This window comes from Mesorhizobium sp. M0296 (genome assembly GCF_040321675.1).
In the GTDB taxonomy this organism is placed as follows: Bacteria; Pseudomonadota; Alphaproteobacteria; order Rhizobiales; family Rhizobiaceae; genus Mesorhizobium.
In genome coordinates, this window is record NZ_JAMYRZ010000003.1 from 136744 (window position 1) to 160796 (window position 24053).

24 protein-coding genes and 1 tRNA gene are annotated in these 24053 nt (G+C 63.1%); 19 read left to right on the plus strand and 6 right to left on the minus strand.

What is annotated here, in order from left to right; translation table 11 throughout:
* The first annotated feature begins 28 nt into the window (after positions 1–28).
* From NKI97_RS04840 to lepB, 4 genes are all read left to right on the plus strand, one after another.
* On the plus strand, positions 29–913 hold the full coding sequence (locus NKI97_RS04840; protein WP_352681769.1) for a F0F1 ATP synthase subunit gamma: 885 nt from the start codon (positions 29–31) through the stop codon (positions 911–913).
* A 67-nt stretch (positions 914–980) separates the two neighbouring features.
* Positions 981–2546: a F0F1 ATP synthase subunit beta gene (atpD, locus tag NKI97_RS04845; RefSeq protein ID WP_023678097.1), complete on the plus strand. Its 1566-nt coding sequence runs from the start codon at positions 981–983 to the stop codon at positions 2544–2546.
* Between the two features lie 118 nt (positions 2547–2664).
* Positions 2665–3072: a F0F1 ATP synthase subunit epsilon gene (locus NKI97_RS04850; protein WP_023678096.1), complete on the plus strand. Its 408-nt coding sequence runs from the start codon at positions 2665–2667 to the stop codon at positions 3070–3072.
* A 90-nt stretch (positions 3073–3162) separates the two neighbouring features.
* Positions 3163–4140 (plus strand): signal peptidase I, encoded by a 978-nt coding sequence (lepB, locus tag NKI97_RS04855; protein WP_352749347.1) that lies wholly within the window; start codon positions 3163–3165, stop codon positions 4138–4140.
* 1 nt (position 4141) lies between these two features.
* Here lepB and uxuA read toward each other — a convergent pair whose 3' ends face one another.
* Together uxuA and NKI97_RS04865 are read right to left on the minus strand one after the other, a co-directional pair.
* A complete protein-coding gene (uxuA, locus tag NKI97_RS04860; protein WP_352450896.1) occupies positions 4142–5320 on the minus strand; it encodes a mannonate dehydratase in 1179 nt (392 codons plus the stop codon).
* Positions 5317–6843, minus strand: a complete 1527-nt coding sequence (locus tag NKI97_RS04865; protein ID WP_352450895.1) for a mannitol dehydrogenase family protein — start codon at positions 6841–6843, stop codon at positions 5317–5319. The genes uxuA and NKI97_RS04865 overlap by 4 nt, the downstream gene beginning before the upstream one ends.
* Before the next feature lie 172 nt (positions 6844–7015).
* Here NKI97_RS04865 and uxaC point away from each other — a divergent pair, with 172 nt between their 5' ends.
* The 9 genes from uxaC to recQ all read left to right on the plus strand — a co-directional run bounded on the left by uxaC (position 7016) and on the right by recQ (position 16339).
* Positions 7016–8425, plus strand: coding sequence for a glucuronate isomerase (gene uxaC, locus NKI97_RS04870; protein WP_352450894.1), 1410 nt, complete (start codon positions 7016–7018; stop codon positions 8423–8425).
* Positions 8426–8463: 38 nt separating this feature from the next.
* A complete protein-coding gene (locus tag NKI97_RS04875) occupies positions 8464–9441 on the plus strand; it encodes a TRAP transporter substrate-binding protein (protein WP_352832922.1) in 978 nt (325 codons plus the stop codon).
* A gap of 103 nt (positions 9442–9544) precedes the next feature.
* Complete coding sequence (locus NKI97_RS04880; protein ID WP_023719697.1) at positions 9545–10072, plus strand: TRAP transporter small permease; 528 nt, start codon at positions 9545–9547, stop codon at positions 10070–10072.
* Positions 10073–10076: 4 nt separating this feature from the next.
* Positions 10077–11357 (plus strand): TRAP transporter large permease, encoded by a 1281-nt coding sequence (locus tag NKI97_RS04885; protein WP_023678089.1) that lies wholly within the window; start codon positions 10077–10079, stop codon positions 11355–11357.
* Between the two features lie 10 nt (positions 11358–11367).
* Entirely contained in the window at positions 11368–12144 is a 777-nt protein-coding gene (locus NKI97_RS04890; protein ID WP_352613286.1) for a FadR/GntR family transcriptional regulator, read from the plus strand.
* Between the two features lie 15 nt (positions 12145–12159).
* Positions 12160–13017, plus strand: a complete 858-nt coding sequence (kduI, locus tag NKI97_RS04895) for a 5-dehydro-4-deoxy-D-glucuronate isomerase (RefSeq protein ID WP_352749337.1) — start codon at positions 12160–12162, stop codon at positions 13015–13017.
* A complete protein-coding gene (gene kduD, locus NKI97_RS04900) occupies positions 13014–13781 on the plus strand; it encodes a 2-dehydro-3-deoxy-D-gluconate 5-dehydrogenase KduD (protein WP_352814822.1) in 768 nt (255 codons plus the stop codon). The genes kduI and kduD overlap by 4 nt, the downstream gene beginning before the upstream one ends.
* A gap of 23 nt (positions 13782–13804) precedes the next feature.
* Positions 13805–14143, plus strand: coding sequence for a cupin domain-containing protein (locus NKI97_RS04905; RefSeq protein WP_352814824.1), 339 nt, complete (start codon positions 13805–13807; stop codon positions 14141–14143).
* A 360-nt stretch (positions 14144–14503) separates the two neighbouring features.
* Entirely contained in the window at positions 14504–16339 is a 1836-nt protein-coding gene (gene recQ / locus NKI97_RS04910) for a DNA helicase RecQ (protein WP_352832925.1), read from the plus strand.
* Positions 16340–16360: 21 nt separating this feature from the next.
* Here recQ and NKI97_RS04915 read toward each other — a convergent pair whose 3' ends face one another.
* On the minus strand, positions 16361–16615 hold the full coding sequence (locus NKI97_RS04915) for a hypothetical protein (RefSeq protein WP_352594357.1): 255 nt from the start codon (positions 16613–16615) through the stop codon (positions 16361–16363).
* A gap of 174 nt (positions 16616–16789) precedes the next feature.
* Positions 16790–17707, minus strand: a complete 918-nt coding sequence (locus NKI97_RS04920) for an alpha/beta fold hydrolase (RefSeq protein WP_352814828.1) — start codon at positions 17705–17707, stop codon at positions 16790–16792.
* Between the two features lie 723 nt (positions 17708–18430).
* Between NKI97_RS04920 and NKI97_RS04925 the strand changes: the two genes are divergently transcribed.
* Positions 18431–19030, plus strand: coding sequence for a TetR/AcrR family transcriptional regulator (locus NKI97_RS04925; RefSeq protein WP_352817555.1), 600 nt, complete (start codon positions 18431–18433; stop codon positions 19028–19030).
* 77 nt (positions 19031–19107) lie between these two features.
* Positions 19108–19683, plus strand: coding sequence for a DUF308 domain-containing protein (locus tag NKI97_RS04930; RefSeq protein ID WP_352450884.1), 576 nt, complete (start codon positions 19108–19110; stop codon positions 19681–19683).
* Positions 19684–19758: 75 nt separating this feature from the next.
* Here the strand turns inward: NKI97_RS04930 and NKI97_RS04935 are convergent.
* A tRNA-Ser gene (locus NKI97_RS04935) sits at positions 19759–19848 on the minus strand.
* 337 nt (positions 19849–20185) lie between these two features.
* On the opposite strand from NKI97_RS04935, the gene NKI97_RS04940 reads away from it, so the two are divergent.
* The 3 genes from NKI97_RS04940 to NKI97_RS04950 all read left to right on the plus strand — a co-directional run bounded on the left by NKI97_RS04940 (position 20186) and on the right by NKI97_RS04950 (position 21969).
* Complete coding sequence (locus NKI97_RS04940; RefSeq protein ID WP_352450883.1) at positions 20186–20893, plus strand: 50S ribosomal protein L21; 708 nt, start codon at positions 20186–20188, stop codon at positions 20891–20893.
* Positions 20894–20991: 98 nt separating this feature from the next.
* Positions 20992–21261 (plus strand): 50S ribosomal protein L27, encoded by a 270-nt coding sequence (gene rpmA / locus NKI97_RS04945; RefSeq protein ID WP_023678077.1) that lies wholly within the window; start codon positions 20992–20994, stop codon positions 21259–21261.
* A gap of 120 nt (positions 21262–21381) precedes the next feature.
* Positions 21382–21969, plus strand: a complete 588-nt coding sequence (locus NKI97_RS04950) for a GNAT family N-acetyltransferase (protein ID WP_352613307.1) — start codon at positions 21382–21384, stop codon at positions 21967–21969.
* A 10-nt stretch (positions 21970–21979) separates the two neighbouring features.
* Here the strand turns inward: NKI97_RS04950 and NKI97_RS04955 are convergent, their stop codons facing one another.
* On the minus strand, positions 21980–22849 hold the full coding sequence (locus tag NKI97_RS04955) for an endonuclease/exonuclease/phosphatase family protein (RefSeq protein ID WP_352683292.1): 870 nt from the start codon (positions 22847–22849) through the stop codon (positions 21980–21982).
* A 172-nt stretch (positions 22850–23021) separates the two neighbouring features.
* Here NKI97_RS04955 and obgE point away from each other — a divergent pair, with 172 nt between their 5' ends.
* A complete protein-coding gene (obgE, locus tag NKI97_RS04960) occupies positions 23022–24053 on the plus strand; it encodes a GTPase ObgE (RefSeq protein WP_352504902.1) in 1032 nt (343 codons plus the stop codon).

Below are 24053 nucleotides of genomic sequence, written 5' to 3' on the forward strand. Positions count from 1 at the left end.
GCAGGACGGACGGGATCAGGTTTGAAGCATGCCTTCGTTAAAAGACCTTCGTAACCGTATCGCCTCGGTCAAGGCGACGCAGAAGATCACCAAGGCGATGCAGATGGTCGCCGCGGCGAAGCTGCGTCGCGCGCAGGAAGCGGCGGAAGCGGCGCGTCCCTATTCTGAGCGCATGGGCGCGGTGCTGGCCAATATCACCCAGGCGATCGGCGGCGGCGGCGATGCCCCGGCGCTGATGACCGGCACCGGCAAGGACGACGTGCATCTGCTTGTCGTCTGCACGGCCGAACGCGGTCTGTGCGGCGGTTTCAATTCGCAGATCGCCCGCTTTGCCCGCGACCACATCCGCAAGCTTCTGGCCGACGGCAAGCAGGTCAAGATCATCTGCGTCGGCAAGAAGGGGTTCGACATATTGCGCCGCGACTACGGGGCGCTGATCATCGAGCGTGTCGATCTGCGCGAGGTCAAGACGCTGGGCTTCGTCAATGCCGATGCCATCGCCAAGAAGGTGATCCACCTGTTCAACGAAGGCGGCTTCGACATCTGCACGCTGTTCTATTCGCAGTTCAAGTCGGTGATCAGCCAGATCCCGACGGCGCAGCAAATTGTCCCGGCGGGCGCGCCTGCGGCTGCCGCGGAAGTGAAGGACGGCGGCAGCGCCGTCTACGAATACGAGCCGGAGCCGGGCGAGATCCTCTCCGATCTCATCCCGCGCAACATTTCCGTGCAGGTTTTTCGCGCGCTGCTCGAGAATGCTGCCGGCGAGATGGGCGCCAAGATGAGCGCCATGGACAATGCGACGCGCAACGCCGGCGACATGATCAACAAATTGTCGATCACCTACAACCGCCAGCGGCAGGCGCAGATCACCAAGGAATTGATCGAAATCATTTCGGGCGCCGAGGCGCTCTAGGCACGCCCACAAGGAGGTCATCGACCTCAAGCGTGTGAGAAACAAAGAGACGAAAAGGGTAAAGACGATGGCGAAAGCAGCGACCCCGAAGACGGCAGCCCCTAAGGCCGCGGCACCAGCGAAGGCTCCGGCAGCAGCAAAGGCCGCTCCGGCCAAGAAGGCGGCAGCAACCAAGGCCGCCGCTGTGAATACGCCGGCCGCCACCATCAAGAAAACCGGTCTGGCAGGCAAGGTTCGCCAGGTCATCGGCGCCGTTGTCGACGTCCAGTTCGGCGAACATCTGCCGGCGATCCTGAACGCGCTTGAGACGATCAACGTCGGCAATCGCCTGGTGCTAGAGGTGGCTCAGCATCTGGGCGAAAACACCGTGCGCTGCATCGCCATGGACTCGACCGAAGGTCTGGTCCGCGGTCAGGACGTCTATGACACCGGTGCACCGATTACCGTGCCGGTCGGCCCGGGCATGCTCGGCCGCATCATCAACGTCATCGGCGAGCCGGTCGACGAGGCAGGCCCGGTCGACGGCATCGAGATGCGCTCGATCCACCAGCCGGCGCCGACCTATGTCGAGCAGTCGACGGAAGCGCAGATCCTGGTCACCGGCATCAAGGTGCTCGACCTGCTGGCCCCCTATGCCCGCGGCGGCAAGATCGGCCTGTTCGGCGGCGCCGGCGTCGGCAAAACGGTGCTGATCCAGGAACTGATCAACAACGTCGCCAAGGCGCATGGCGGCTTCTCGGTGTTCGCCGGCGTCGGCGAGCGGACCCGCGAAGGCAACGATCTCTATCACGAGTTCATCGAGTCCGGCGTCAACAAGAAGGGCGGCGGCGAAGGCTCCAAGGCGGCGCTCGTCTATGGCCAGATGAACGAGCCGCCGGGCGCCCGCGCCCGCGTCGGCCTGACCGGGCTGACGGTCGCCGAATATTTCCGCGACCAGGGCCAGGACGTGCTGTTCTTCGTGGACAACATCTTCCGCTTCACGCAGGCGGGCTCGGAAGTGTCGGCGCTGCTCGGCCGCATTCCTTCGGCCGTGGGCTACCAGCCGACGCTGGCCACCGACATGGGCGCGCTGCAGGAGCGTATTACCACGACGACCAAGGGCTCGATCACCTCGGTGCAGGCGATCTATGTGCCGGCCGACGATCTGACCGACCCGGCGCCGGCGACCTCGTTCGCCCACCTCGACGCGACGACCGTGCTCAACCGCGCGATTTCGGAGAAGGGCATCTATCCGGCGGTCGATCCGCTCGATTCGACTTCGCGCATGCTCGACCCGATGGTCGTCGGCGAAGAGCATTACCAGGTCGCGCGCCAGGTGCAGTCGATCCTTCAGCGCTATAAGTCGCTGCAGGATATCATCGCCATCCTAGGCATGGACGAGCTGTCGGAAGAGGACAAGCAGACGGTTGCCCGCGCCCGCAAGATCGAGCGCTTCCTGTCGCAGCCCTTCTTCGTCGCCGAAGTGTTCACCGGCGCGCCGGGCAAGCTGGTCGACCTCGCCGACACCATCAAGGGCTTCAAGGGCCTTTGCAACGGCGACTACGACCATCTGCCGGAGGCCGCCTTCTACATGGTCGGCGGCATCGAGGAAGCGGTCGAGAAGGCACAGCGCCTGGCCGCTGAAGCGGCCTGATGGTGAATGGTCAATAGTGAATTGTGAATGGGGAGTAGCGGATAGGAAATCGGGGCTGAGTGAAGGTCATTCTTTCTGACCGTTCACCATTCACCATTCACCAGTCGCTAAATTGATCATGCCTGAAGCTTTCAAATTCGAACTGGTCTCGCCGGAGCGCCTCTTGGTTTCCGAGCAGGTCGAATCCGTCGTCATTCCGGGCGCCGAAGGCGAAATGACTGTCATGGCGCATCACGCACCGGTCATGACCACAATCAAGCCGGGCGTAGTTACGCTGAAGACCGCGCAAGGCAAGGAAGAGCGCTATGTGGTGTTCGGCGGCTTTGCCGACATCGTTCCGGCCGGCTGCACGCTGCTCGCCGAATCGGCTGTGGCCGTCGGCGACATCGACCGCGCCGACCTTGCCCGCCGCATCCAGGAGGCAAGGGAAGACGCCGCCGACGCCAAGGACGACCAGACCCGCAGCAAGGCCGAGCAGTTCCTCAACCAGCTTACGACGCTTGAAGGTGCGCTGTTGCCGGCGTGAGTTCCGCTCAAATGACTAACTGAAAAAGCGGGCTTGCCCCGCTTTTTTGTTTGGTGGACAGTCTGGCTGCCTTGGCGTGGGGGTTGGCCGATGACAGAACAAGCAGTGCAACAAGAAACTATCTCGCGATCCAGATGGTCGACGGCCCTGGTTTCGGCCTTTGGCGGCCCGTTTGGCGGGTTCCTGTGGATCGGCAGTGGCAAACTGGCGGTCGCCAGCCTGGTGGTGATCAGCGTCGTCGTTTTCGCGCTTATTTACATTGGCTTTCCGGTATTGCCTGGCGTCGATCTTGCTTGGTGGGCCAATTTTTCAGGGATCGGTTTGATGGCCCTGTGGGCAGCGATCGTTGTTCCCTTCGCGCACCGGTTCAAGCCGGACAGATGGTACGCGCGTGGGCTTTCGGTGCTGGTGCTCGTCTTTCTGACCTCGTATCCGGCTGCATTCGCAATACGCGCATTCCTGCTCCAGCCTTTTTCGATTCCCTCCAGCAGCATGGTGCCGACGTTGCAGGAAGGCGACTATCTCTTCGTCTCCAAAATGGCATACGGCTACAGCCGCTACAGCGTGCCGTTCAACTTGCTTCCCGTTGATGGACGTATATTCGGCGCGGAACCCAAAAGGGGAGATGTGGTTGTCTTCAAGTTCCCGCCCGATCCGAGCGTGGACTACATCCAGCGGATCGTCGGCCTTCCCGGCGAGAAGATCCAGATCATCGACGGGGTGCTTCACATCAACGATGTCGCGGTGGGACTCGACGATATCGGCACTTTTTCGTCCGAAGAGTTCTCGAAAGCCAAACTTCAACGCGAAACCTTGCCGGGGGGTGTCACTCATTCCGTTCTCAACCTCACCGACAACTCGATCGGCGACAATACGCGCGTGTTTGAGGTGCCCGAAGGCCACTACTTCGTGCTTGGCGACAATCGCGACAATGCCTCCGACAGCCGGTTCAGTGTCGGGTTTGTTCCCTATGAAAATCTGGTCGGCAAGGCTGTACGGTTGTTCTGGAATTCCAAAGGCACCAATTATTCGTCTCGACAGACGCTGAACGGCCGGGCGAGCAAGTAACTCAGTCGGTCAGCGTCTCTACTGCGCGCATCACGCCGCGCAGTTCGGCAAGGCCCTTCAGGCGGCCGATGCAGGAATAGCCGGGGTTCACCTTCTTGCCGAGGTCGTCGACGATGGCATGGCCATGGTCCGGACGCATCGGCACCTGCCAGTCCGCCCTGCCTGCCGCCTTGCGCCGCCGCTCTTCGCCAATCAGCGCCGACACGACCGCCACCATGTCGGTGTCGCCGTCGAGGTGCTCGGCTTCGTGGAAGGAGCCGTCTGGCTCCTTGGTGACGTTGCGCAGATGGGCGAAATGGATGTTTTCGGCGAAGGCCTTGGCCATTGCCGGCAGATCGTTCTGCGCGCCCGCGCCGTACGAGCCGGTGCACAGCGTCAGCCCGTTGGCCGGCGAAGCGACCGCGTCGAGCAGCGCGCGGGCATCATTGGCGTTGGAAACGATGCGCGGCAGGCCGAACAGCGAAAAGGGCGGATCGTCGGGGTGGATCGCCATCCTGACGCTGGCCTCTTCGGCCACCGGCACGATCTCGCGCAGGAAGGCAAACAGGTTTTCGCGCAGGCCTTCGGTGGAGACGTCCTTGTAGAGGTCGAGGGCGCGGCGGAAGCTTGCCCGATCGAAGATGAATTCGCGCGCCGGGACCCAGCCGATCAGGTTGCGCTCCAGCCTTGCCTTGTCGCTGTCGCTCATCCCTTGCAGTCGCACACGCGCGGCCTCGATACGGGCCGGTGGGTGATCGGCCTCCGCCCCTTCTCGCTCAAGGATGAAGACGTCATAGGCGCAGAGCTCGACGACATCGAAGCGCAGCGCCGTGCCGCCATGCGGCATCGGGTAATCGAGGTCCGTCCGCGTCCAGTCGGTGATCGCCATGAAATTATAGCAGACGGTGTTGATACCGGCGGCGGCGACGGCGCGGATCGAGGCCTTGTAATTGTCGATCAGGCTGCGCCAGTCGCCGCTGCGGGTCTTGATGTCCTCGTGCACGACGATGCTCTCGACCACGTCCCAGGTCAGCCCTGCTGCCTCGATCTCGGCCTTGCGCCTGGCGATCTCGTCTGCCGGCCAGGCGCGGCCGTCGTTGAGGTGGTGCAGCGCGCTGACGATGCCGACGGCGCCGGCCTGACGGACATGGGCAAGCGTCACCGGATCGTCCGGCCCGAACCAGCGCCAGGTCTGTCTCATGGCTTCTCACTCCCTATGCCAAGCGCCGCCAAAGCTGCGGCAGTGCCGCCCCGCCGCAGGCGCTCGAGATGGGCTGCCGTCAGATCGATCAGTGTCATGCGGTGGGCATGGTCCTTGGCGAAGCCGGCGAGATCGAATATCGCTGTCACCGTTTCATCAGCCGGCCGGCTGCCGAGCGCCGTAAGCCGAGCGTCGATCGGGTCGGCAAAATGGGCTTCCGGCAAGGTTTTGCCGCGCGCCTCGCAAGCGGCGATCCAGGCCGCCACCACCAGCATGAGATGCGCGGGCGGGTCACCGGCGCCCAGTCGATCGAGGGCCGAGGCGACGATGCGCTGCGGCAGCTTCTGGCTGCCGTCATTGGCGATCTGCGCCGTGCGATGGGCGAGCGCGGTGTTCGAATAGCGTTCGGCGAGCTGGGCCGTGTAGCCGGCCGTATCGAGCCCGGCGTCCTGCGGCAGCGTCGGGATGGCCTCGGCCCATAGTCCGTCGACGAATTGCCGGATCGCCGGATTGGCAAAGGCGCGGTCGACCGTGTCGTAGCCGCTGAGCAGGCCGAGATAGGCGATTGCCGAATGCGAACCGTTGAGCAGCCGCAGCTTCATGTCCTCGAAGGGCCCGACGTCGCCGACCATGGTGACGCCGAACTTTTCCCAGGCCGGTCTGCCAGCCGGGAAATCGTTTTCGACCACCCATTGGCAGAACGGCTCGGTCATCACCGGCCAGGCATCCTCGACGCCGAGCTCGACGGCGATACGCGCCCGCTCGGCGTCGGTAGTCGCCGGCACGATACGGTCGACCATGCTCGACGGAAAGGCGACGCCGTCGGCAATGTGTGCGGCGAGCCTGGCATCGCCTGAAGTGGCGAGCCTGGCATCGCCTGAAGTGGCGAGCCTGGAATCGCGCAGTGCGGCGAATTCGACCAGCAGGCGGTGCAGCGTGGCGCCATTGGCCGGAAGGTTGTCGCAGCAGAGCACGGTGAAAGGCTGGATGCCGGCGGCACGGCGGCGCGACAGCGCCTCGGTCAGGAAACCATGCGCCGTCCGTGGCATTTGCGGGTTAGCCAAATCATGGGCGATGTCCGGATGGGTGCTGTCCAGACCGCCGCCGGCTGCTCTCAGATAAGCCTTTTCGGTGATCGTGAGCGTGACGATGCGGGTGCGCTGATCTGTCAGAGCGGCGAGCACCGCAGCCGGATCTTCCGGCGCCACCAGCAGCGACAGGATCGAACCGATGACGCGTAGCTCTTCGCCGATGCTGCTCCTGATCGCCAGCGCGTAGAGGCCATCCTGCGGCGCCAGTGCGTCGCGCGTGTCTGGACTGCGCAAGGACACGCCGACAATGCCCCAGTCCGCCTCGCCCGCCGCCAGGCAGTCGTCGACATAGGCCGCCTGGTGGGCGCGATGGAAGGCACCGACGCCGAGATGGACGATGCCAGGTGCGACGCCGCCGCGGTCGTAGCGCGGGGCCGCGACCGAAGCCGGCAGTGCCTTCAGCGTGCTGTTGGAAAGGCGTCTATTGGTCATTGCGCCACGTGTCTGATCGAGATTGTTGGGTCACTGCTGGCAGGCGGCGTAGCACCCGATGCCGTCACGCACAATGGGCAATGGCCGAAAAGTCATCATACAACAACCCAGTTTTTGTATGTTGACATTATTTCTTTTCAACCCTACCGATGTCCGGATTGGGAGGATTTGCGTGGCCGCATTGACGGATCCGGATTTGCTGTTTGCCGCCGAGGCGCGCCCGCTTTCGCTGGCCCGCGATCTCTACGCCACGGTCAAGGACCTGCCGATCGTCAGCCCGCACGGCCACACCGATCCGCGCTGGTATGCGCTCAACGAGGCGTTTCCCGATCCGGCGCAGTTGCTGATCGTGCCGGACCACTACATTTTCCGCATGCTGTTCAGCCAGGGCGTTCGGCTTGAGGAGCTTGGTGTGCCGACGCTTGACGGCTCGCCGGTGGAAACCGACGGCAGAACGATCTGGCGGCGCTTCGCCGAGCATTATTACCTGTTCCGGGGTACGCCGACCCGGCTGTGGTTCGACCATGTGCTTGCCCACCTGTTCGGCATCGACGAGCCGTTGACGGCCGCAACCGCCGACCGCCATTACGACATGATCTCGACCTTGCTGCAGTGGGAGAATTTTCGCCCGCGAGCGCTGTTCGAGCGCTTCAACATTGAAGTCATCGCAACGACCGAAGGCGCGCTCGACGATCTCAGATGGCACCAGATGATCCGCGACAGCGGCTGGGAGGGCCGCGTCGTCACCGCCTATCGGCCGGATGCGATCGTCGATCCCGACTTCGAAGGGTTCTCGGCCAATCTCGACCGGCTTGGCGAGATCACCGGCTGCGACACCGGCAATTGGGCCGGCTATCTCGATGCGCATCGCCAGCGGCGCGCCTTCTTCAAGAGCTTTGGCGCGACTTCCTCCGATCACGGCCATCCGACGGCCGAAACCGCCAATCTCTCGGATGCCGCCGCGCAGGAGCTGTTCAACCGCATCCGCCGGGGCTCGGACGACGAGCGCGAGCGAAAGCTGTTCCGCGCCCAGATGCTGACCGAGATGGCCAAGATGAGCCGCGACGACGGGCTGGTCCTGCAGATCCATCCCGGCTCCTGGCGCAATCATTCGCCGGCTATCTTTCGGAAGTTCGGCAGGGACAAAGGCTTCGATATTCCGACGCGAACCGACTATGTGACGGCGCTGAAGCCGCTGCTCGACTGCGTCGGGCTGGAGCGCGACCTCACCATCATCCTCTTCACCCTCGACGAGACCAGCTATGCGCGCGAGCTGGCGCCGCTCGCCGGCGTCTACCCGGCATTGAAGCTCGGGCCGGCCTGGTGGTTCCACGACAGCCCCGAAGGCATGCGCAGGTTCCGTGAGATGACCACCGAAACCGCCGGTTTCTACAACACCGTCGGTTTCAACGACGATACCCGCGCCTTTCCATCCATACCGGCCCGCCATGATGTGGCGCGCCGGGTCGATTGCGCTTTTCTGGCGCGTCTCGTCGCCGAGCATCGGCTCGGCGAGGACGAGGCGCACGAGCTGGCGCAGGAACTTGCCTATACGCTCGCGAAAAAGGCGTACCGGCTCTAACGGCGCTTGCCGCCATCGTTCAAAAAGGGAGGAAACCAATGCTGCATTTTTCGAGACTGGCGGGAGCTACGCTAGTTGCCGCCGCACTGCTGGCCGGATCGGCAAGCGCCCAGACGGTCCTGCGCTCGTCCGACACCCACCCGGATGGCTATCCGACGGTCGAGGCGGTCAAATATTTCGGCGAGCTGGTGAAGGAGCGCACGGCCGGCCGCTATGTGATCGAGATCTATCCTTCCGCGCAACTCGGCGAGGAAAAGGACACGATCGAGCAGGTGCGTACCGGCGTGATCGATCTCAACCGCGTCTCGATGGCGCCGTTCAACGGGCTCATCCCGGAGACCACCGTGCCCTCGCTGCCCTACATCTTCCGTTCGGAAGAGCATATGCACAAGGTCATGGACGGGGCGATCGGCGACCAGATCGCGGCGGCGTTCGACCAGGTCGGGCTGGTGCTGCTCGCCTTTTACGACGGCGGCTCGCGCTCCTTCTATAATTCGAAGAAGCCGATCAACACTGTAGCCGATATGGCCGGCATGAAGTTCCGCGTCATCCAGTCCGACATCTTCGTCGACATGGTGGCGGCACTCGGCGCCAACGCGACGCCGATGCCGTATGGCGAGGTGTATTCTGCGATCGAGACCGGGGTCATCGACGGCGCGGAGAACAATTTTCCGAGCTACGACACCGCCAAGCATGCGGAAGTCGCCAAGTACTATTCGCTCGACGAGCACACGATGGTGCCGGAAGCCTTCGTCATGGCGAAGTCGAGCTGGGACAAGCTGGCGCCGGAAGACCAGGCGATCTTCAAGGCGGCCGCCAAGGAAAGCGTCGCCAAGCAGCGCGAGCTGTGGACCGCCAAGGTCAAGGAATCGCGCGCCAAGGTCGAGGCGGCCGGTTCGCAGATCACGACGCCGGACAAGCAGCCCTTCATCGACGCGATGGGGCCGGTCTACGAGAAGCACGTCAAGGATGACAAGCTGAAGGCCATGGTCGAAGCCATCAAGGCCGTGCAGTGATCAAGCGGCGGCGCGGACATTCCGTGCCGCCATCCTCCTGGGGAGAAAACCGGTGACTTCCAGCCCAAGACCAACACCGCTCCTGTCCGGCGTCGCGCAAGTGATGTCGCGCGTCAGCACGGCGGCGCTGTCGATCGCCGGCATCGGGCTGGTGCTGATGACCGCCTTCGTCGCCTGGCAGGTGTTCGGCCGCTATGTTCTGAACCGCTCGCCGAGCTGGACCGAGCCGGGCTCGGTGATGCTGATGAGCTGGTTCATTTTCCTCGGCGCTGCCGTCGGTGTGCGCGAGAACTACCATCTTGGCTTCGACGTACTGCTCTACGTGCTGCCGAAAGGCGGCAAGCGCTGGCTGCGGATGATTTCGGATCTTGTCGCGCTCGCCTTCGGCATCGGCATGATCTGGTATGGCAGCCAGCTGGTCGCATTGACCTGGGGCTCCGTCTTGCCGTCACTCGGCATATCGGGGGGCTGGGACTATGTCCCGCTTGTCGCGGGAGGCGCGCTCATCGTGCTCTTCACGCTGGAGCGCATCGTGCTTCGCCTCTCCGGCGCGCCGATCGACGATGCCCTCGATGAACTGCCGCCGGCCGAAGTCGCGGCCGAACTCGACACCGCCAACGTGAAGGTCTGACGCCATGGAACTGTGGATTCTGTTCGGCGTCTTCACCCTGCTGATGCTTATCGGCACGCCGATCGCTTTCTGCCTGGGCGTCGCAAGCCTGGCCACCGTCCTCTATATGGGCCTGCCGCCGCTGATCGTGTTCCAGCGCCTGAATTCCGGCATGAGCGTCTTTTCGCTGCTGGCCATTCCGTTTTTCATCTACGCCGGCGACTTGATGGTGCGCGGCGGCATCGCCAGCAAGATCGTTGCCTTCGCTGGCTCGCTCGTCGGCCATTTGCGCGGCGGCCTCGGGCAGGTCAACATTGCAACCGCTACACTGTTCGGCGGCATTTCCGGCTCCGCGGTGGCGGAGGCAGCGGCGGTAGGCGGCCTGATGATCCCGCAAATGAAGGCGCGTGGCTATGGAGCGGACTACGCCGTCAACGTCACGTCGATGGCGGCACTGATCGCGCTGCTGCTGCCGCCGTCGCACAACATGATCATCTACTCGATCTCGGCAGGCGGAAAGATCTCCATCGCCGATCTGTTCACGGCCGGTATCATCCCGGGCCTGCTGCTGGCCCTGTCGCTGATGGTCACCGCCTATATCGTCGCGCGCTCCCGCGGCTATCCGACCGAGGCGTTTCCGGGCTTCACCGCAGTCGCGCATCTTTTCGCCGTCGCCGTGCCCGGCCTGCTGTTGATCGCGATCATCTTCGGCGGCGTGCGATCGGGCGTCTTCACCGCCACCGAGAGTTCCTGTATCGCCGTCATCTATGCGCTGCTCGTGACCGTCTTCGTTTACCGGCAGATGACCTGGGAAGGGTTCGTTCATGCCACCCATGGCGCCGTGCGCACCACGGCCATGGTGCTGCTCATCATCGGCATGGCGGCGGCGTTCTCGTGGCTGATGGCCTTCCTGAAAGTGCCGGCAGCGCTCATCGCCTCCATGAACGCGATCTCGGACGATCCGCTGGTCGTGCTTCTCCTGCTCAACCTCCTGATGCTGTTCCTCGGCACGTTCATGGACATGGGGCCAACGATCATCATTTGCACGCCTATCTTCCTGCCCGTGGCGCAGGCCTACGGCGTCGATCCGGTGCATTTCGGCGTCATCATGATCCTCAATTTCGGCATTGGGCTGAACACGCCGCCGGTGGGCGCAGTTCAGTTCGTGGCATGCGCAGTGGGCAAGATATCCGTCTGGGAATCGATGCGCTCGATCTGGCCGTTCTATGGCGCAGGCCTCGTGGTGCTGGCGCTCGTCACTTACATTCCGGCCATTTCGCTATGGCTGCCGAGCGTCTTCAAATAGGGGGTGCGACATGGCATCGGACACTGCCGTCGGGCTCCGCGTCGAACGAAGACCGAAGCTTTCGGAAACCGTCGTCGCGGCGATCCGCAAGCAGCTGCAGGCGGGCGAGATCCAGCCTGGGCAAAAGCTGCCGACCGAGGGCCAGCTGACGGAAACCTTCGGGGTCAGCCGCACCGTGATACGCGAGGCGCTGGCCAAGCTTGCCGCGGACGGCCTGGTCGAGCCGCGCCAAGGCGCCGGCGTTTTCGTCACCGAACATATCTCGACAGCGTTCGGTGCTCTGGCAGCGGAGATGGGCAGCAAGGATTCGATTGCCCTCAACGTGCTCGAAGTCAGGTTGGCGATCGAGATCGAATCCGCGGGGCTCGCCGCCATCCGGCGCAACGCCGCGCAGGAAGCGGCAATCCAGGAAGCCTTCTTCGAGTTCGAACGGCTGCTCCTCAACAGCGAGCCGACTGGACCGGCCGACCTTGCCTTCCACCGTGCAATCGCCAGCGCCACCAACAATCCGTTCTATGTCGAGATGCTCGACGTGCTCGGCCGCCGCGCCATTCCTTGCGACGTGACCTCGCCCTGGTCGACCGAGATCGCCCAATCGGACGCCTATCAGCGCGGCCTGCAGCGTGAGCATCTGGTAATCCTCAATGCTATCTCGTCAGGCGATGCCGAAGCGGCGCGGGAGGCGATGCGCGCGCATCTCGGTGCCAGCCAGCAGCGCTATCGCGAGCGCCTGCACGCGCGCCAGGTTTTTTATGCCGACTCGGTCAAGGCCGCGGCAACCGAATGAGCAATTGAGGCAGCAATGATTCAATCTGACGATCACACGGATTTCACCTCCCGCTTCGCCATCGACCCTGTTTCTGCCGCAGCCATGGGAACGGACGAGCTGCGACACAATTTCCTGATCGAGGACTTGTTCCAGCCCGGCCGCATCGGCCTGACCTACACCCATTACGACCGCATGATAGTCGGCGGCGCCATGCCCGCCGGTACACCGCTGCCGCTGCAGGCGATCAAGCCGACCGGGACCAAGAATTTTCTCGACCGCCGTGAGATGATCATCGTCAACATCGGCAGCGCGGGCGTCGTCAAAGCCGGCGGCCAATCCTACGAGCTGCAGGCGCGCGACATGCTCTATCTCGGCATGGGCACCGATGAGGTGTCGTTCGCTGCGACCAATCTGGCTGAGCCGGTTAAGTTCTACCTGCTCAGCGCGCCGGCGCATCAGAGCCATCCCAACCGGCTGATCCGCATCGGCGATGCCAAGCGGCTCGATCTCGGCAGCCAGGCAACCTCCAACGAGCGCTCGATCTTCCAGTTCATCCATGCCGATGGGGTAAAGACCTGTCAGCTTGTCGTCGGCATGACGCAGCTTGCCTCCGGTTCGGTCTGGAACACCATGCCATGCCATGTGCATGACCGGCGCATGGAAGCCTATCTTTATTTCGATCTGCCGGAGGCGGCGCGGGTGTTTCATTTCATGGGCGAGCCGGACGAAACGCGCCATCTCGTCATGCGCAACGAGGAGGCGGTGCTGTCGCCGGGATGGTCGATCCATTCGGGCGCCGGCACCTCCAACTACGCCTTCATCTGGGCGATGGCCGGCGATAATGTCGACTATACCGATGTCGACCTGGTGGCGATGGAGGAGCTCAAGTGAGCGATCTCTCGGCCTTCAGCCTTGCCGGCAAGCGCATCCTCGTCACCGGCGCCAATACCGGCATCGGCCAAGGCATCGCCGTGTCGATCGCGCGCGCAGGCGGCGCGGTCGTCGGCGTCGGCCGGTCGGCGATGGACGAGACGGCGGAGAAGATTGCGGCTGTCGGCGGCCGCTTCGAGGCGGTCCTCTGCGACCTTGGCGACGATGCCGCCGCCCAGGCGATGCTTGACCGCGTCTGGGCGGATACGGGGCCGCTCGATGGCCTGGTCAACAATGCCGGCATCATCCGGCGTGCCGACGCGGTCGACCTCACCGAAGCCGACTGGGACGACGTCATGGGCGTCAATCTGAAGACGGTGTTCTTCCTCAGCCAGAGTTTTGCCAGGCGCGTGCTTGCCGAGCCGGGACGGCGCGGCAAGATCGTCAACATCGCTTCGGTGCTGAGCTTTCAGGGCGGCATTCGCGTCGCCTCCTACACCGCCTCCAAACACGGCGTGCTCGGCATTACCCGGCTGCTGGCATGCGAGTGGGCGGCAAAGGGCATCAACGTCAATGGCATTGCGCCAGGCTATATCGAGACCAACAACACCGAGGCGCTGCGCGCCGATCCCGACCGCAGCGCCTCGATCCTGGCGCGCATTCCGGCGGGGCGCTGGGGCGCGCCGGAAGACATCGGCGACGCAGCCGTCTTCCTGCTGGCGCCGGCGTCGAACTATATGCATGGCGCGGTGATGCCGGTGGACGGCGGCTGGCTGGCGCGATGAACAGCGACGATGAGAGTCTGACGATGACCGGAACCAAAATCTTCTCGCATGCCGGCGAGGGTGCGTGGACGCCGACGCCGGATGGCAACCGCAGGCGCGTTCTCCTGCACACCGATGAACTGATGATGGTCGAGTTTGCCTTCGACAAGGGCGGCGTCGGTGCATTGCACTCGCACCCGCATGTCCAGGCGAGCTACGTCGCCGAAGGCCGCTTCGAAGTCACCATCGACGGCAGGACCGAGATCCTGGAAACCGGCAGCAGCTTCATCGTTCCTTCCAACCTTGTCCATGGCGTCAAGGCGCTGCAGGCGGGACGGCTGGTCGACAGCTTCACGCCGCACCGCGCCGATTTCCTCGACTGAGCTGCGGGCCCGAAGATCAGGCAGCCGGTTCTCAGAAAAAAACCCGCGCCTCCGGAGAGACGCGGGCGTGTTGCCTGGGCGCTTGTGGCGCCGCGGTACTCAAAACATCACCGCAGAACCTGAACCTGCCGAATGATGGTGAAGATAGGATTAACCGCTCCGAGGCGGTGCAATATTCACAGCCAAAGCGAATAGGGGCTGGAACGACGGTCTGATATCGGCCAATGAGAGAGAAGTTCGCCTCAGGCGGTGCCGCGGACAGGACCAGAGGGGTCGATAAATGTTCGAATCTGCTGTCCAGGCAATCACCTGGCGATTCGCCGGGGAATTTCGGCAGGTCGTATCCCCGAAAGTTCTGTAATGCAGGTAGCAGCGAGCATCCCGGCAGAGGATTCCAAGCGGCGCGTCCTCAGGGATGTATTCGGTTTCGATGATTTTCGTCCCGGCCAGGCGCCTGTTATGGAGGCGCTGCTGGCCAGGCGCCATGTGCTGGCCGTCATGCCGACCGGCGCCGGCAAATCGCTCTGCTACCAGGTCCCGGCGCTGGTGCTGGGCGGGCTCACCATTGTCGTTTCGCCGCTGGTGGCCCTGATGCAGGATCAGGTCGCCGCATTGCGCCTTGCCGGCGTGGCGGCCGATACGATCAATTCCTCGCTCGACCGCGATGCCAATGTCGCTGGATGGCGCCGTGTCGCGGCAGGCCAGACGCGCCTGCTCTATCTTGCACCGGAGCGGCTAATGACCGTGCGAATGCTCGAGGCGTTGACCAAGCTCGATGTCCGGCTGATCGCCATCGACGAGGCGCATTGCATCTCGCAATGGGGACCGGCGTTCCGGCGCGAATACGAAGAATTGTCGAGACTACGTGATATCTTCCCGAAAGTGCCGATTATTGCGCTGACGGCTACGGCGGACGAGACCACGCGCACCGACATTGCCGCGCAGCTGTTCGACGGGCGCGTCGATACCGTGGTGCTCGGCTTCGACCGGCCGAACATCAAGCTAGGCATTGAGCCCAAGCAGGACAGCAAGCGGCAATTGCTAAACTTCGTGCAGCGCCATGTGGGCCGCAGCGGGATCGTCTATTGCCTGTCGCGCAAAAAGACCGAAGAGATGGCGGCGTTCCTCGAGCGCAGCGGCGTACGCGCGCTCGCCTATCATGCCGGCATGAGCAAGGACGCGCGTGAAGCGAATCAAAACGCTTTCATGACCTTGTCCGGCGTGGTGATGGTGGCGACCATCGCCTTCGGCATGGGGATCGACAAGCCGGACGTCGCCTATGTCTTCCACACCGACCTGCCGGGCAGCTTGGAGGCTTATTACCAGGAAATCGGGCGCGCGGGCCGCGACGGGCGGGCGGCCGAGGCACATATGCTGTTCGGTCTCGGCGATATCCGCATGCGCCGGCTTTTCATCGAAGACGAGGACGCACCGGCTGAGCACAAAAGGCGCGCGCACGGCCGGCTCGAAACGCTGATCGGTTATTGCGAGACGACGCAGTGCCGCCGTCAGATCCTGCTTGGCTATTTCGGCGAAAGTGCTTCGCCTTGCGGCAATTGCGACAACTGCCTCGACCAGGCGCCGCATGCGGATGGTGAGGCGGAGGCACGGCTCATCCTGGCGGCGATCGCACAGACCGGCGAGCGCTTCGGCGCCGCCCATGTCGTCGATGTCCTGCTCGGCCATGAGACCGAGAAGGTCCTGGACAGGAACCACCACAGGCTTGCCAGCTTCGGCACCGGTGTGGCGCATAAGAAGAATCTCTTGCTGTCGCTGCTCCGCCAACTCGTCGCGGGAGGGTTCCTGACATTGGACTCAGCCGGCCGTGGCGGCCTCGCCATTGCCGAGAAGGGCCGTGCGCTGGCTCGGGGCGAGGCTTCATTCCGGTATCGCTTGGACGCGCGCCAGTCATCGCGAGGCAAGATACGTCCTGAGGATACCGCAGCAGGCACGGAAGGTCTGGATTCGGCGCTGCTGGCGGCGCTCAAGGCTGTACGGCTGCGTCTTGCCCGGGAACGCCAGGTGCCGGCCTTCGTGATCTTTTCGGATCGTACACTGATCGATATGGCCGAACGCTGCCCGCGTGATCTGGACGCCTTCGCCGCGGTCAACGGCGTCGGCGCCGCCAAGCTCAAGGATTTCGGCGAGATATTCCTCGGCGCGATCGCTGCGCATCAATCCGGGGTGGCGGGCTGAAGACCCACTTCAGTGACGCAATCAGCACCGGCTTCGTCTCGCCGCGGCAATCGCAGCCTCCTGCTGCCGCAAGCGCTCGATCTTCGCACTCTGGCGGGCAGCCACGGTCGAGGCGACACGCTGCCCTCCCAACAGCCAGCCCGGAATGTTGGTGTGGACGACTTTGCCACGAGCGATGGCTGTCGCCGACATTTCGTCGGCGACCGCGCCTATCGCCACGTTGAGCTCGACGCAACTCATCTTGTCGTATTTCGCAGCATCAAAGGATGCCGGCAAAGGCGATGCGCAACTTCCGACAAACATGAGGCTGCATATCAGAGGCGCGGCCGTGGAGATCGCCTTCATTCCCTTATCAAGCACGTTGATGCCGGACGGGCGGATTTTCGGAGGGTTCTCGATCTCAGGCCGCGAAGCGCTCCCGAGGTTCCGCGTAACTGAAGCATGTGACCTCTACAATACTCTGTGCTGACCGACCTGTTTGTCGTCAAAGAATTCCGAGAGAGCCGCTGCCGTCTTGTCGGGGTGCTCTTCCGGGAAAAAGTGCCCGCCTTGGACAGCGCGTCCTGCCACTCTGTCGGCCCATTTCCTCCAGATGGCCAGCGGCCCGCCTTCTTGCGCATACCAGTTCTCCAGGGCGCCTTCGCCACTCCATAGCGCCAGTAGCGGACTGTCGATGCGACGACCGTTTGCGCGGTCCAACGCGTCATGTTCACGATCGATCGTCGCAGCGGCGCGATACTCTTCGCAGATGGCATGAATATGCGCGGGATCGCGAAGCGCATCAACATAGGCGTTCCTGACCTCTTTGGAGACCATTTTCGCCGACGATCCCCACTGCGTTATTGCATCGTCGACGACGGCATCGGGAGCCGCGCCGATCAGACGCTCCGGCAGGGGCTCCGGCTGGGCAAGAAGGCTCCAGGGCCAGAAGCCGAGCGCCAGTCTGGCATCCGCCCGATCCCATGTTGCGGCGGTGGGGATGATGTCGAGGACGGCGATTTTGAGCACGTTGTCGGGATGGTCCAGCGCCAGGCGATAGGCAACCCGCCCGCCACGATCATGCCCGGCAACCATGAACCGCTCAAACCCCATTTGCTTCATGGCCTGAACCATGTCGCCGGCCATGGCGCGTTTGGCGTATGGGCTATGATCGGCAGAGGAAACCGGACATCCGCTTTGCCCATAGCCTCGAAGGTCGGCGGCGACCACCGTGAAGCGGAGCGCCAAGGCTGCGGCGATATCCCTCCACATCAGATGCGTTTCTGGAAAACCGTGAAGAAGCAGCAGCGGCGGACCGGTGCCTCCGACCCTTGCGAAAATCGTCGTATCGTCCAGTCGTAGGCTGGTGGCTCTGAAACCTGCAAACACCGTCAGCTTCCTCCGCGCCCTTAGGAAAGCTGCCTAAGGGCGCTAACGGCCGCCTGAGGCGAAAACCCCGGCCGCGATGGCCAGGGTTCAAGCCGGCCAGTTGCTAAAATCGAAACCAGACCCAGACGCGCCTGCGGAAGCACCGCCTGCGCCGATAGCCGTTTCGCCAGTAAACGCGACAGACCCTTCTCCAAGCGCGCCGGCGGCGCCGGCGCGGCATGTGCCACCGGCGATGATAGACTGGTTGCAACTCTGCTTGAGTTTCATCGTCGTCGAAGGTCTCGACATCCGGCGCCTCGAGCTCATCGAGAATGCCGCTTCTGGCAGTTGGAACGCCGGCCACTGCGTTGATTGGCCGAACCGTGCTTGCAAGGGCCGCGGCCCCGGCAATGCCAAACATTCCTGTCAAAAATAGTCGCCGATCCATGGAAACCTCCCAGTCTTCAACCAGCGATAGAACAAGCTAACGATGGGGAGATAGCGCAGTCGGTGCAGACGCCTAGTGCCGCACGGCTATTAGCGGTGGTCCGGTCGGCCGGAGGGTGTTGCCTCGTCCTCGAAGTGGGATGGCTACCTCGATCGACAAACACCCGGAGCTTTTTGAATTGATGGCGGGCCGAAAACAATGAAGATCGAATGAGGTCTACGCCATAGCCACGCAATTCACGCTACTCGCGGTGCAAGGAGGCTTGACTGCCATCCTACCAGAAGGTAGGTAAAAGCATGAGCAACTTGTCTACCACCTCTGACGACATCCTGGCTTGTGCACGTTCACTGATCGTGGCTGGCGGCTACAACGGTTTCAGTTATGCCGACATTGCTGAAGTGGTCGGGATCCGTAAGGCGAGCATTCATCACCATTTCCCAAGCAAGGTCGATCTGGTTCGGACGCTGGTTGCGCGGTATCGCGAAGAAACTGAAGCGGGGATGGCAAATGTCGAACTTCACGAATCCGATCCGCTCGAACAGTTGCGGATCTATGCCGGGTATTGGGAAGCCTGCATCGCGAACGCCAGCGCCCCGTTTTGTATCTGCGCGCTGTTGGCAAGCGAGCTCCCCGTGCTGCCCGAGGAAGTTAGCCTTGAGGTCCGGGCGCATTTCCGCTCGCTGTCAGGGTGGCTTACATCGGTGATGGAGCGCGGCGTGCGGCACGGCCAATTTCGACTGATGAGCACCCCTCGTGCCGAGGCTGAAGCGTTCATGGCGACCGTTCACGGCGCGATGCTTTCAGCACGGGCCTATGGCGATCCGAAGATATTCGGCGTCGTGACAGGCCCACTCCTGGAGCGGCTCGCTCTGCGTTCCCTCCAAATACGACCCTAAGACCTCAACTAACCATAGCCGTAACGACTCTGCGACATTCGTCGAGAGCCCTACCTACTAGTCGAAAGGATGATCCAATGACGATTCACGATGGCGATCTTTCCCGCGCCAGCCAGGAACAATGGCTCAAGCTCTATTACTTCGCTCGGACGGCATTCTCGGCTGTCTGGGTGGCGGCTGCCTTTACGGTGGGACAGCATTCCGGGGTGGTCGCGGCGGTTTTGCTCGTGGCTTATCCTGCATGGGATGCCCTAGCCAATTTTGTCGACGCATCGCGCAGCGGAGGATTGGGACAGAATCGCACCCAGACCATCAACGTCGTGGTCAGTGTGGCGACAACGCTCGCGGTCATTGTTGCGCTGAAGATGAGCATGAATTGGGTGCTCGGCGTGTTCGGCCTATGGGCGATCCTGTCCGGCCTGCTTCAACTCGGCACCGCCGTCCGCCGTTGGAAGAGCTCTGGTGCGCAGTGGGCGATGATCCTGAGCGGAGGGCAATCAGCACTGGCAGGCACGTTTTTCATCGCGCAGACGCGGATGCCGATGCCGCCATCGATCTCCAACGTGGCCGGCTATGCCGCAGTAGGCGCCCTGTATTTCCTGGTTTCGGCGGTGTGGCTGAGCGTGAGCCAATTGCGGCGGAAGGCTGCATAGCGTGCCATCTTAAGCCATTACCGGCGCGATGAGAGATGCTGTTACCTATGGGTCCGGAATGGACACATTCCGAAGTGGCGGAGAGGGAGGGATTCGAACCCCCGATGGGCTTGCACCCATGCCGCATTTCGAGTGCGGTGCATTCGACCACTCTGCCACCTCTCCGCGGTCATGGTCCGCCGTTGCCGGCGCGGCGCACTAGATAACGGCTGGACAGGCAGGTTACAAGGGCCAATCTGCCCCGGCGCCGCAGCTTCTGTCCATGCTTCTTCGAGGCTCCGGTGGCCGTTGCTCGATATTTGCAAGGTCTGGGCTTAACCCATTCGCAGCTTGCCCGCGGCGCTTGCCTTGACTCAAGCCGAACCTTCGGTTAGGGACAGCGCGCAATCGGCGTGGAGGGGTCTTCCGCGCCGCTTGTTTTTTGAACCCGCAGACTGACAAAAAGACGGCCGAACCGCCTGAAGCGGTTCATCAAGGCCGACCGAACAGCGAAAGGCAAAAAATGTTCGCAGTCATCAAAACGGGCGGCAAGCAGTATCGCGTTGCCGCCAACGATCTCCTGAAGATCGAAAAACTCGAAGCCAATGTCGGCGACATCGTCGAGATCGGTAATGTGCTCGCGCATGGCGAAGGCGAAAACGTCACGTTCGGTGCGCCGTTCGTGGATGGTGCGATGGTCACCGCCGAAGTCGTCGAGCAAGGCAAGAACCGCACCGTCATCGCCTTCAAGAAGCGCCGTCGGCAGAATTCGCGCCGCAAGATCGGCCATCGCCAGCTTTTGACCACCGTCAGGATCGCCGAAATCCTGCTGGGTGGCGCCAAGCCGGCGAAGAAGGCCGCCGCCAAGACCGAAGCCAAGGCCGAGGTCGCCGCCAAGACCGAGGCGAAGGCTGAAGCCGCGCCGAAGGCAGCAGCGAAGGCAGAGGCTGCGCCGAAGAAGGAAGCCAAAGCCGAGACGACCGAGGACAAGGCTGCCGAAGCCGCCGCGCCGTTGTTCAAGGCGCCGAAAGGCGAGCCGGACGACCTGACCGTGATCAAGGGCATCGGCCCGGTCGCCGCCGGCCAGCTCAACGAACAGGGCATCACCACCTTTGCCCAGATCGCCAAGCTGTCCGACAAGGACGTCGCCAAGATCGACGAGCACATGCCGTTCAGCGCCGACCAGATCAAGGACTGGCGCGAGCAGGCCAAGGAATTGGCGAAGAAGTAGAACGAACCGGCGCAATCGTCGCCGGATCGGACTTGAAACGGAACGCGAACGCGTTCATAAGATCGTTTAGGCGCCTCGCGGCGCATCGGAGTAGTTAGATGGCACACAAGAAAGCTGGCGGATCGTCGCGCAATGGTCGCGACTCCCATTCCAAGCGGCTCGGCGTGAAGAAGTTCGGCGGCGAAGCCGTGATTCCGGGCAACATCATCATTCGTCAGCGTGGCACGACGTGGCATCCCGGCACCAATGTCGGCATTGGCACGGACCACACGCTGTTTGCGCTCGAAGCTGGCGCAGTCACCTTCAACAAAAAAGCCAATGGCCGAACCTACGTATCGGTGAACCCGATGACGAAGGCAGCGGAGTAGCCGGTTCCGCACGAGAACACCGGCACCCATCTCGGGAACCGGTGTCTGGCCAAGCCAGGAAATGGATCAGGGGAGATGGGTTTCCATCTCCCCTTTTTCTTGTGCCTGGAGGACTTTGATATGGTTGCCGAAGCGGAAGCGACAGACGACGAAAGTTACGCGATAGATTGCCCGGTCCTGATCACCGAGCGGCTAGTCATGCGGCCCCCGCGTGAGAGCGACATCGAGCAATTGGTGGCGCTCGCCGACAACCGCCATGTCGCGGAAATGCTGGCTCGCATGCCGCATCCCTATGGCGAGGCGGAGGCACGCGCTTTCCTGGCCATGACTGCATCGCGCCGGGCCGGAATCGCCTATGCGTTGACGCTGGCCGGCACCGAGACCTTCGTCGGCTGTGCCGGGCTCAACACCACGGATCGTGGGCTGGAGCTCGGCTACTGGATCGGCGAGCCGTACTGGAAACGCGGCTACGCGACGGAGGCAGCGCACGCACTGGTCGACCTTGCCTTCCAGAGAACCACGATCCAGGTGCTGCACGCCTCGACGCGGGTTATCAATCCGGCCTCGCGCCGGGTCATCCACAAATGCGGCTTCCAGTATGCCGGCCAGGGCATGCTGAACTCGATCGTTGCCGGTCAGGTTCCGGTCGAGCGCTACCGTCTCGATCGCAAGACCTGGACCAGCCTGCGGAACTGGGTGCATTTTTGATGGATGCGGCTCACGTCATCTCGAGCCAGACCGGCAAGTGATCCGAACCGGCCGCTTGCCGGTCGACCCACAGGCGCCTCAGCGATTTGGCAAGCGAGGCGCTGGTGAAGACGTAGTCGATGCGCTTGTAGCGGCTGGTATCGCCCGGCCGCTTGGGGTCGACCCAGGTGACGAGATCGGCGCCGGCGGCGCCGAGGCGCGTGGCAGCATCGATGGCGAGGTCGGCGGTCACCGGCATGCCGAATTCATGGTCAGGCTGGCCGGCGAGTTCGACATGTTCCGGCGATCCAGCCAGCATGTTGAAGTCGCCCATGACGACGAAGGCGTCGGGACAAGGCAGGTCCGGCAAGCCGATCTCGGCGACGCCGGAGAGCCCGCCGCCCTCGAGCGGGTATTTCAACAGACGCTGGCGCAGAAAGCGGATCTGGCTCAGGCGTTCAACCGGGCTGCGGTGGTCGAGATGGGTGGAATAGAAGCGGATCGGACCAAGCGGCGTTTCGATCAGCGCCTCCAGCGCGCCGCGCTGGAAGTTCATCGCCTCGACACTGCGGCTGCGCGGCAAAAGGAGATTGCGCGACAGATGGATCGGCGTCCTCGACAGCACCATGTTGCCGAGCTGGAAGGTGGTCGTGATGGCGCGGCCGTTCTCCAGGCGCGAGCCAGCGTCGGCTTCGAAATTGCTGCCGTAGACGGCAAAATAGTCGGGCAGCGCCTCGCCGAGGTCGGCCACCATGTCGCGGCCGCCATTCTTCGGGTTAGCGCGGGTGACCTCCTGCAGCGCGATCACGTCGGCGCCGCGCACGGCATCGGCGATACGGCCGATATCATAGCGGGCGTCGAGGCCGACGCCGTAGTGGATATTGTAAGTTACCAGCTTCATTCCGACATCTCGCGCTTGGAAAGCCGAGGATCGATTTTTCGGCAAGGGTCAACCAAATGGTACGCGTCCAGAGCTACGCGCGACGTTACAGTAGCAAAAACGGCCCTCGCCCTTCGACCCGCCTTGGTTTAGAGCAATCCCGCAAAGCCAATAGCAGAAACCATACAATCCGATGAAATTTCTCGATCAAGCCAAGGTCTACATCCGCTCCGGCGACGGCGGCGCCGGTTCGGTGTCGTTCCGGCGCGAAAAGTTCATCGAGTTCGGCGGCCCGGACGGCGGCGACGGCGGTCGCGGCGGCGATGTCTGGGTCGAGGCGGTCGATGGGCTGAACACGCTGATCGACTATCGCTACCAGCAGCATTTCAAGGCCAAGACCGGGACGCACGGCATGGGCCGCAACATGACCGGCGCCAAGGGTGCCGACGTAACGCTGAAAGTGCCGGCCGGAACACAGGTCTTTGCCGAGGACAATGAGACGCTGATCTGCGATCTGACGGTCGTCGGCCAGCGCTTTCTGTTGGCCAAGGGCGGCAATGGCGGTTTCGGCAACCAGCACTTCAAGACCTCGACCAACCAGGCGCCGCGCCGCGCCAATCCCGGACTGCCGGGCGAAGAGCTCAACATCTGGCTCAGGCTGAAGCTGATCGCCGATGCCGGCCTTGTCGGGCTGCCCAACGCCGGCAAGTCGACCTTCCTGGCGGCGGTCACCGCGGCCAAGCCGAAGATCGCCGACTATCCCTTCACCACGCTGCATCCGGGCCTTGGCGTGGCCCGCATCGACGGTCGCGAATTCGTCATTGCCGATATTCCGGGCCTGATCGAAGGCGCGCATGAAGGTGTCGGCATCGGCGACCGCTTCCTTGGCCATGTCGAGCGCACGCGCGTCCTTCTGCACCTCGTCTCGGCGCAGGAAGAAAATCCGGGCAAGGCCTACAAGACCGTGCGCGCCGAACTCGGCGCCTATGGAAACGGGTTGACCGACAAGGTCGAGATCGTCGCGCTTTCCCAGGTCGACATACTCGATGCCGCCGCGCGCAAGGCGAAAGCCGCCTCGCTGAAACGCGCCGCCGGCCGCGCGCCGATGCTGCTTTCCGCCGTCACCGGCGAGGGCGTCGAGGCGGTGCTGCGCGCGCTGATGGGGGTGGTGGCGGAGGCACGCGAAGCCGTCGCCGCGCCGGTCGAGACGCGCTGGAACGCATAG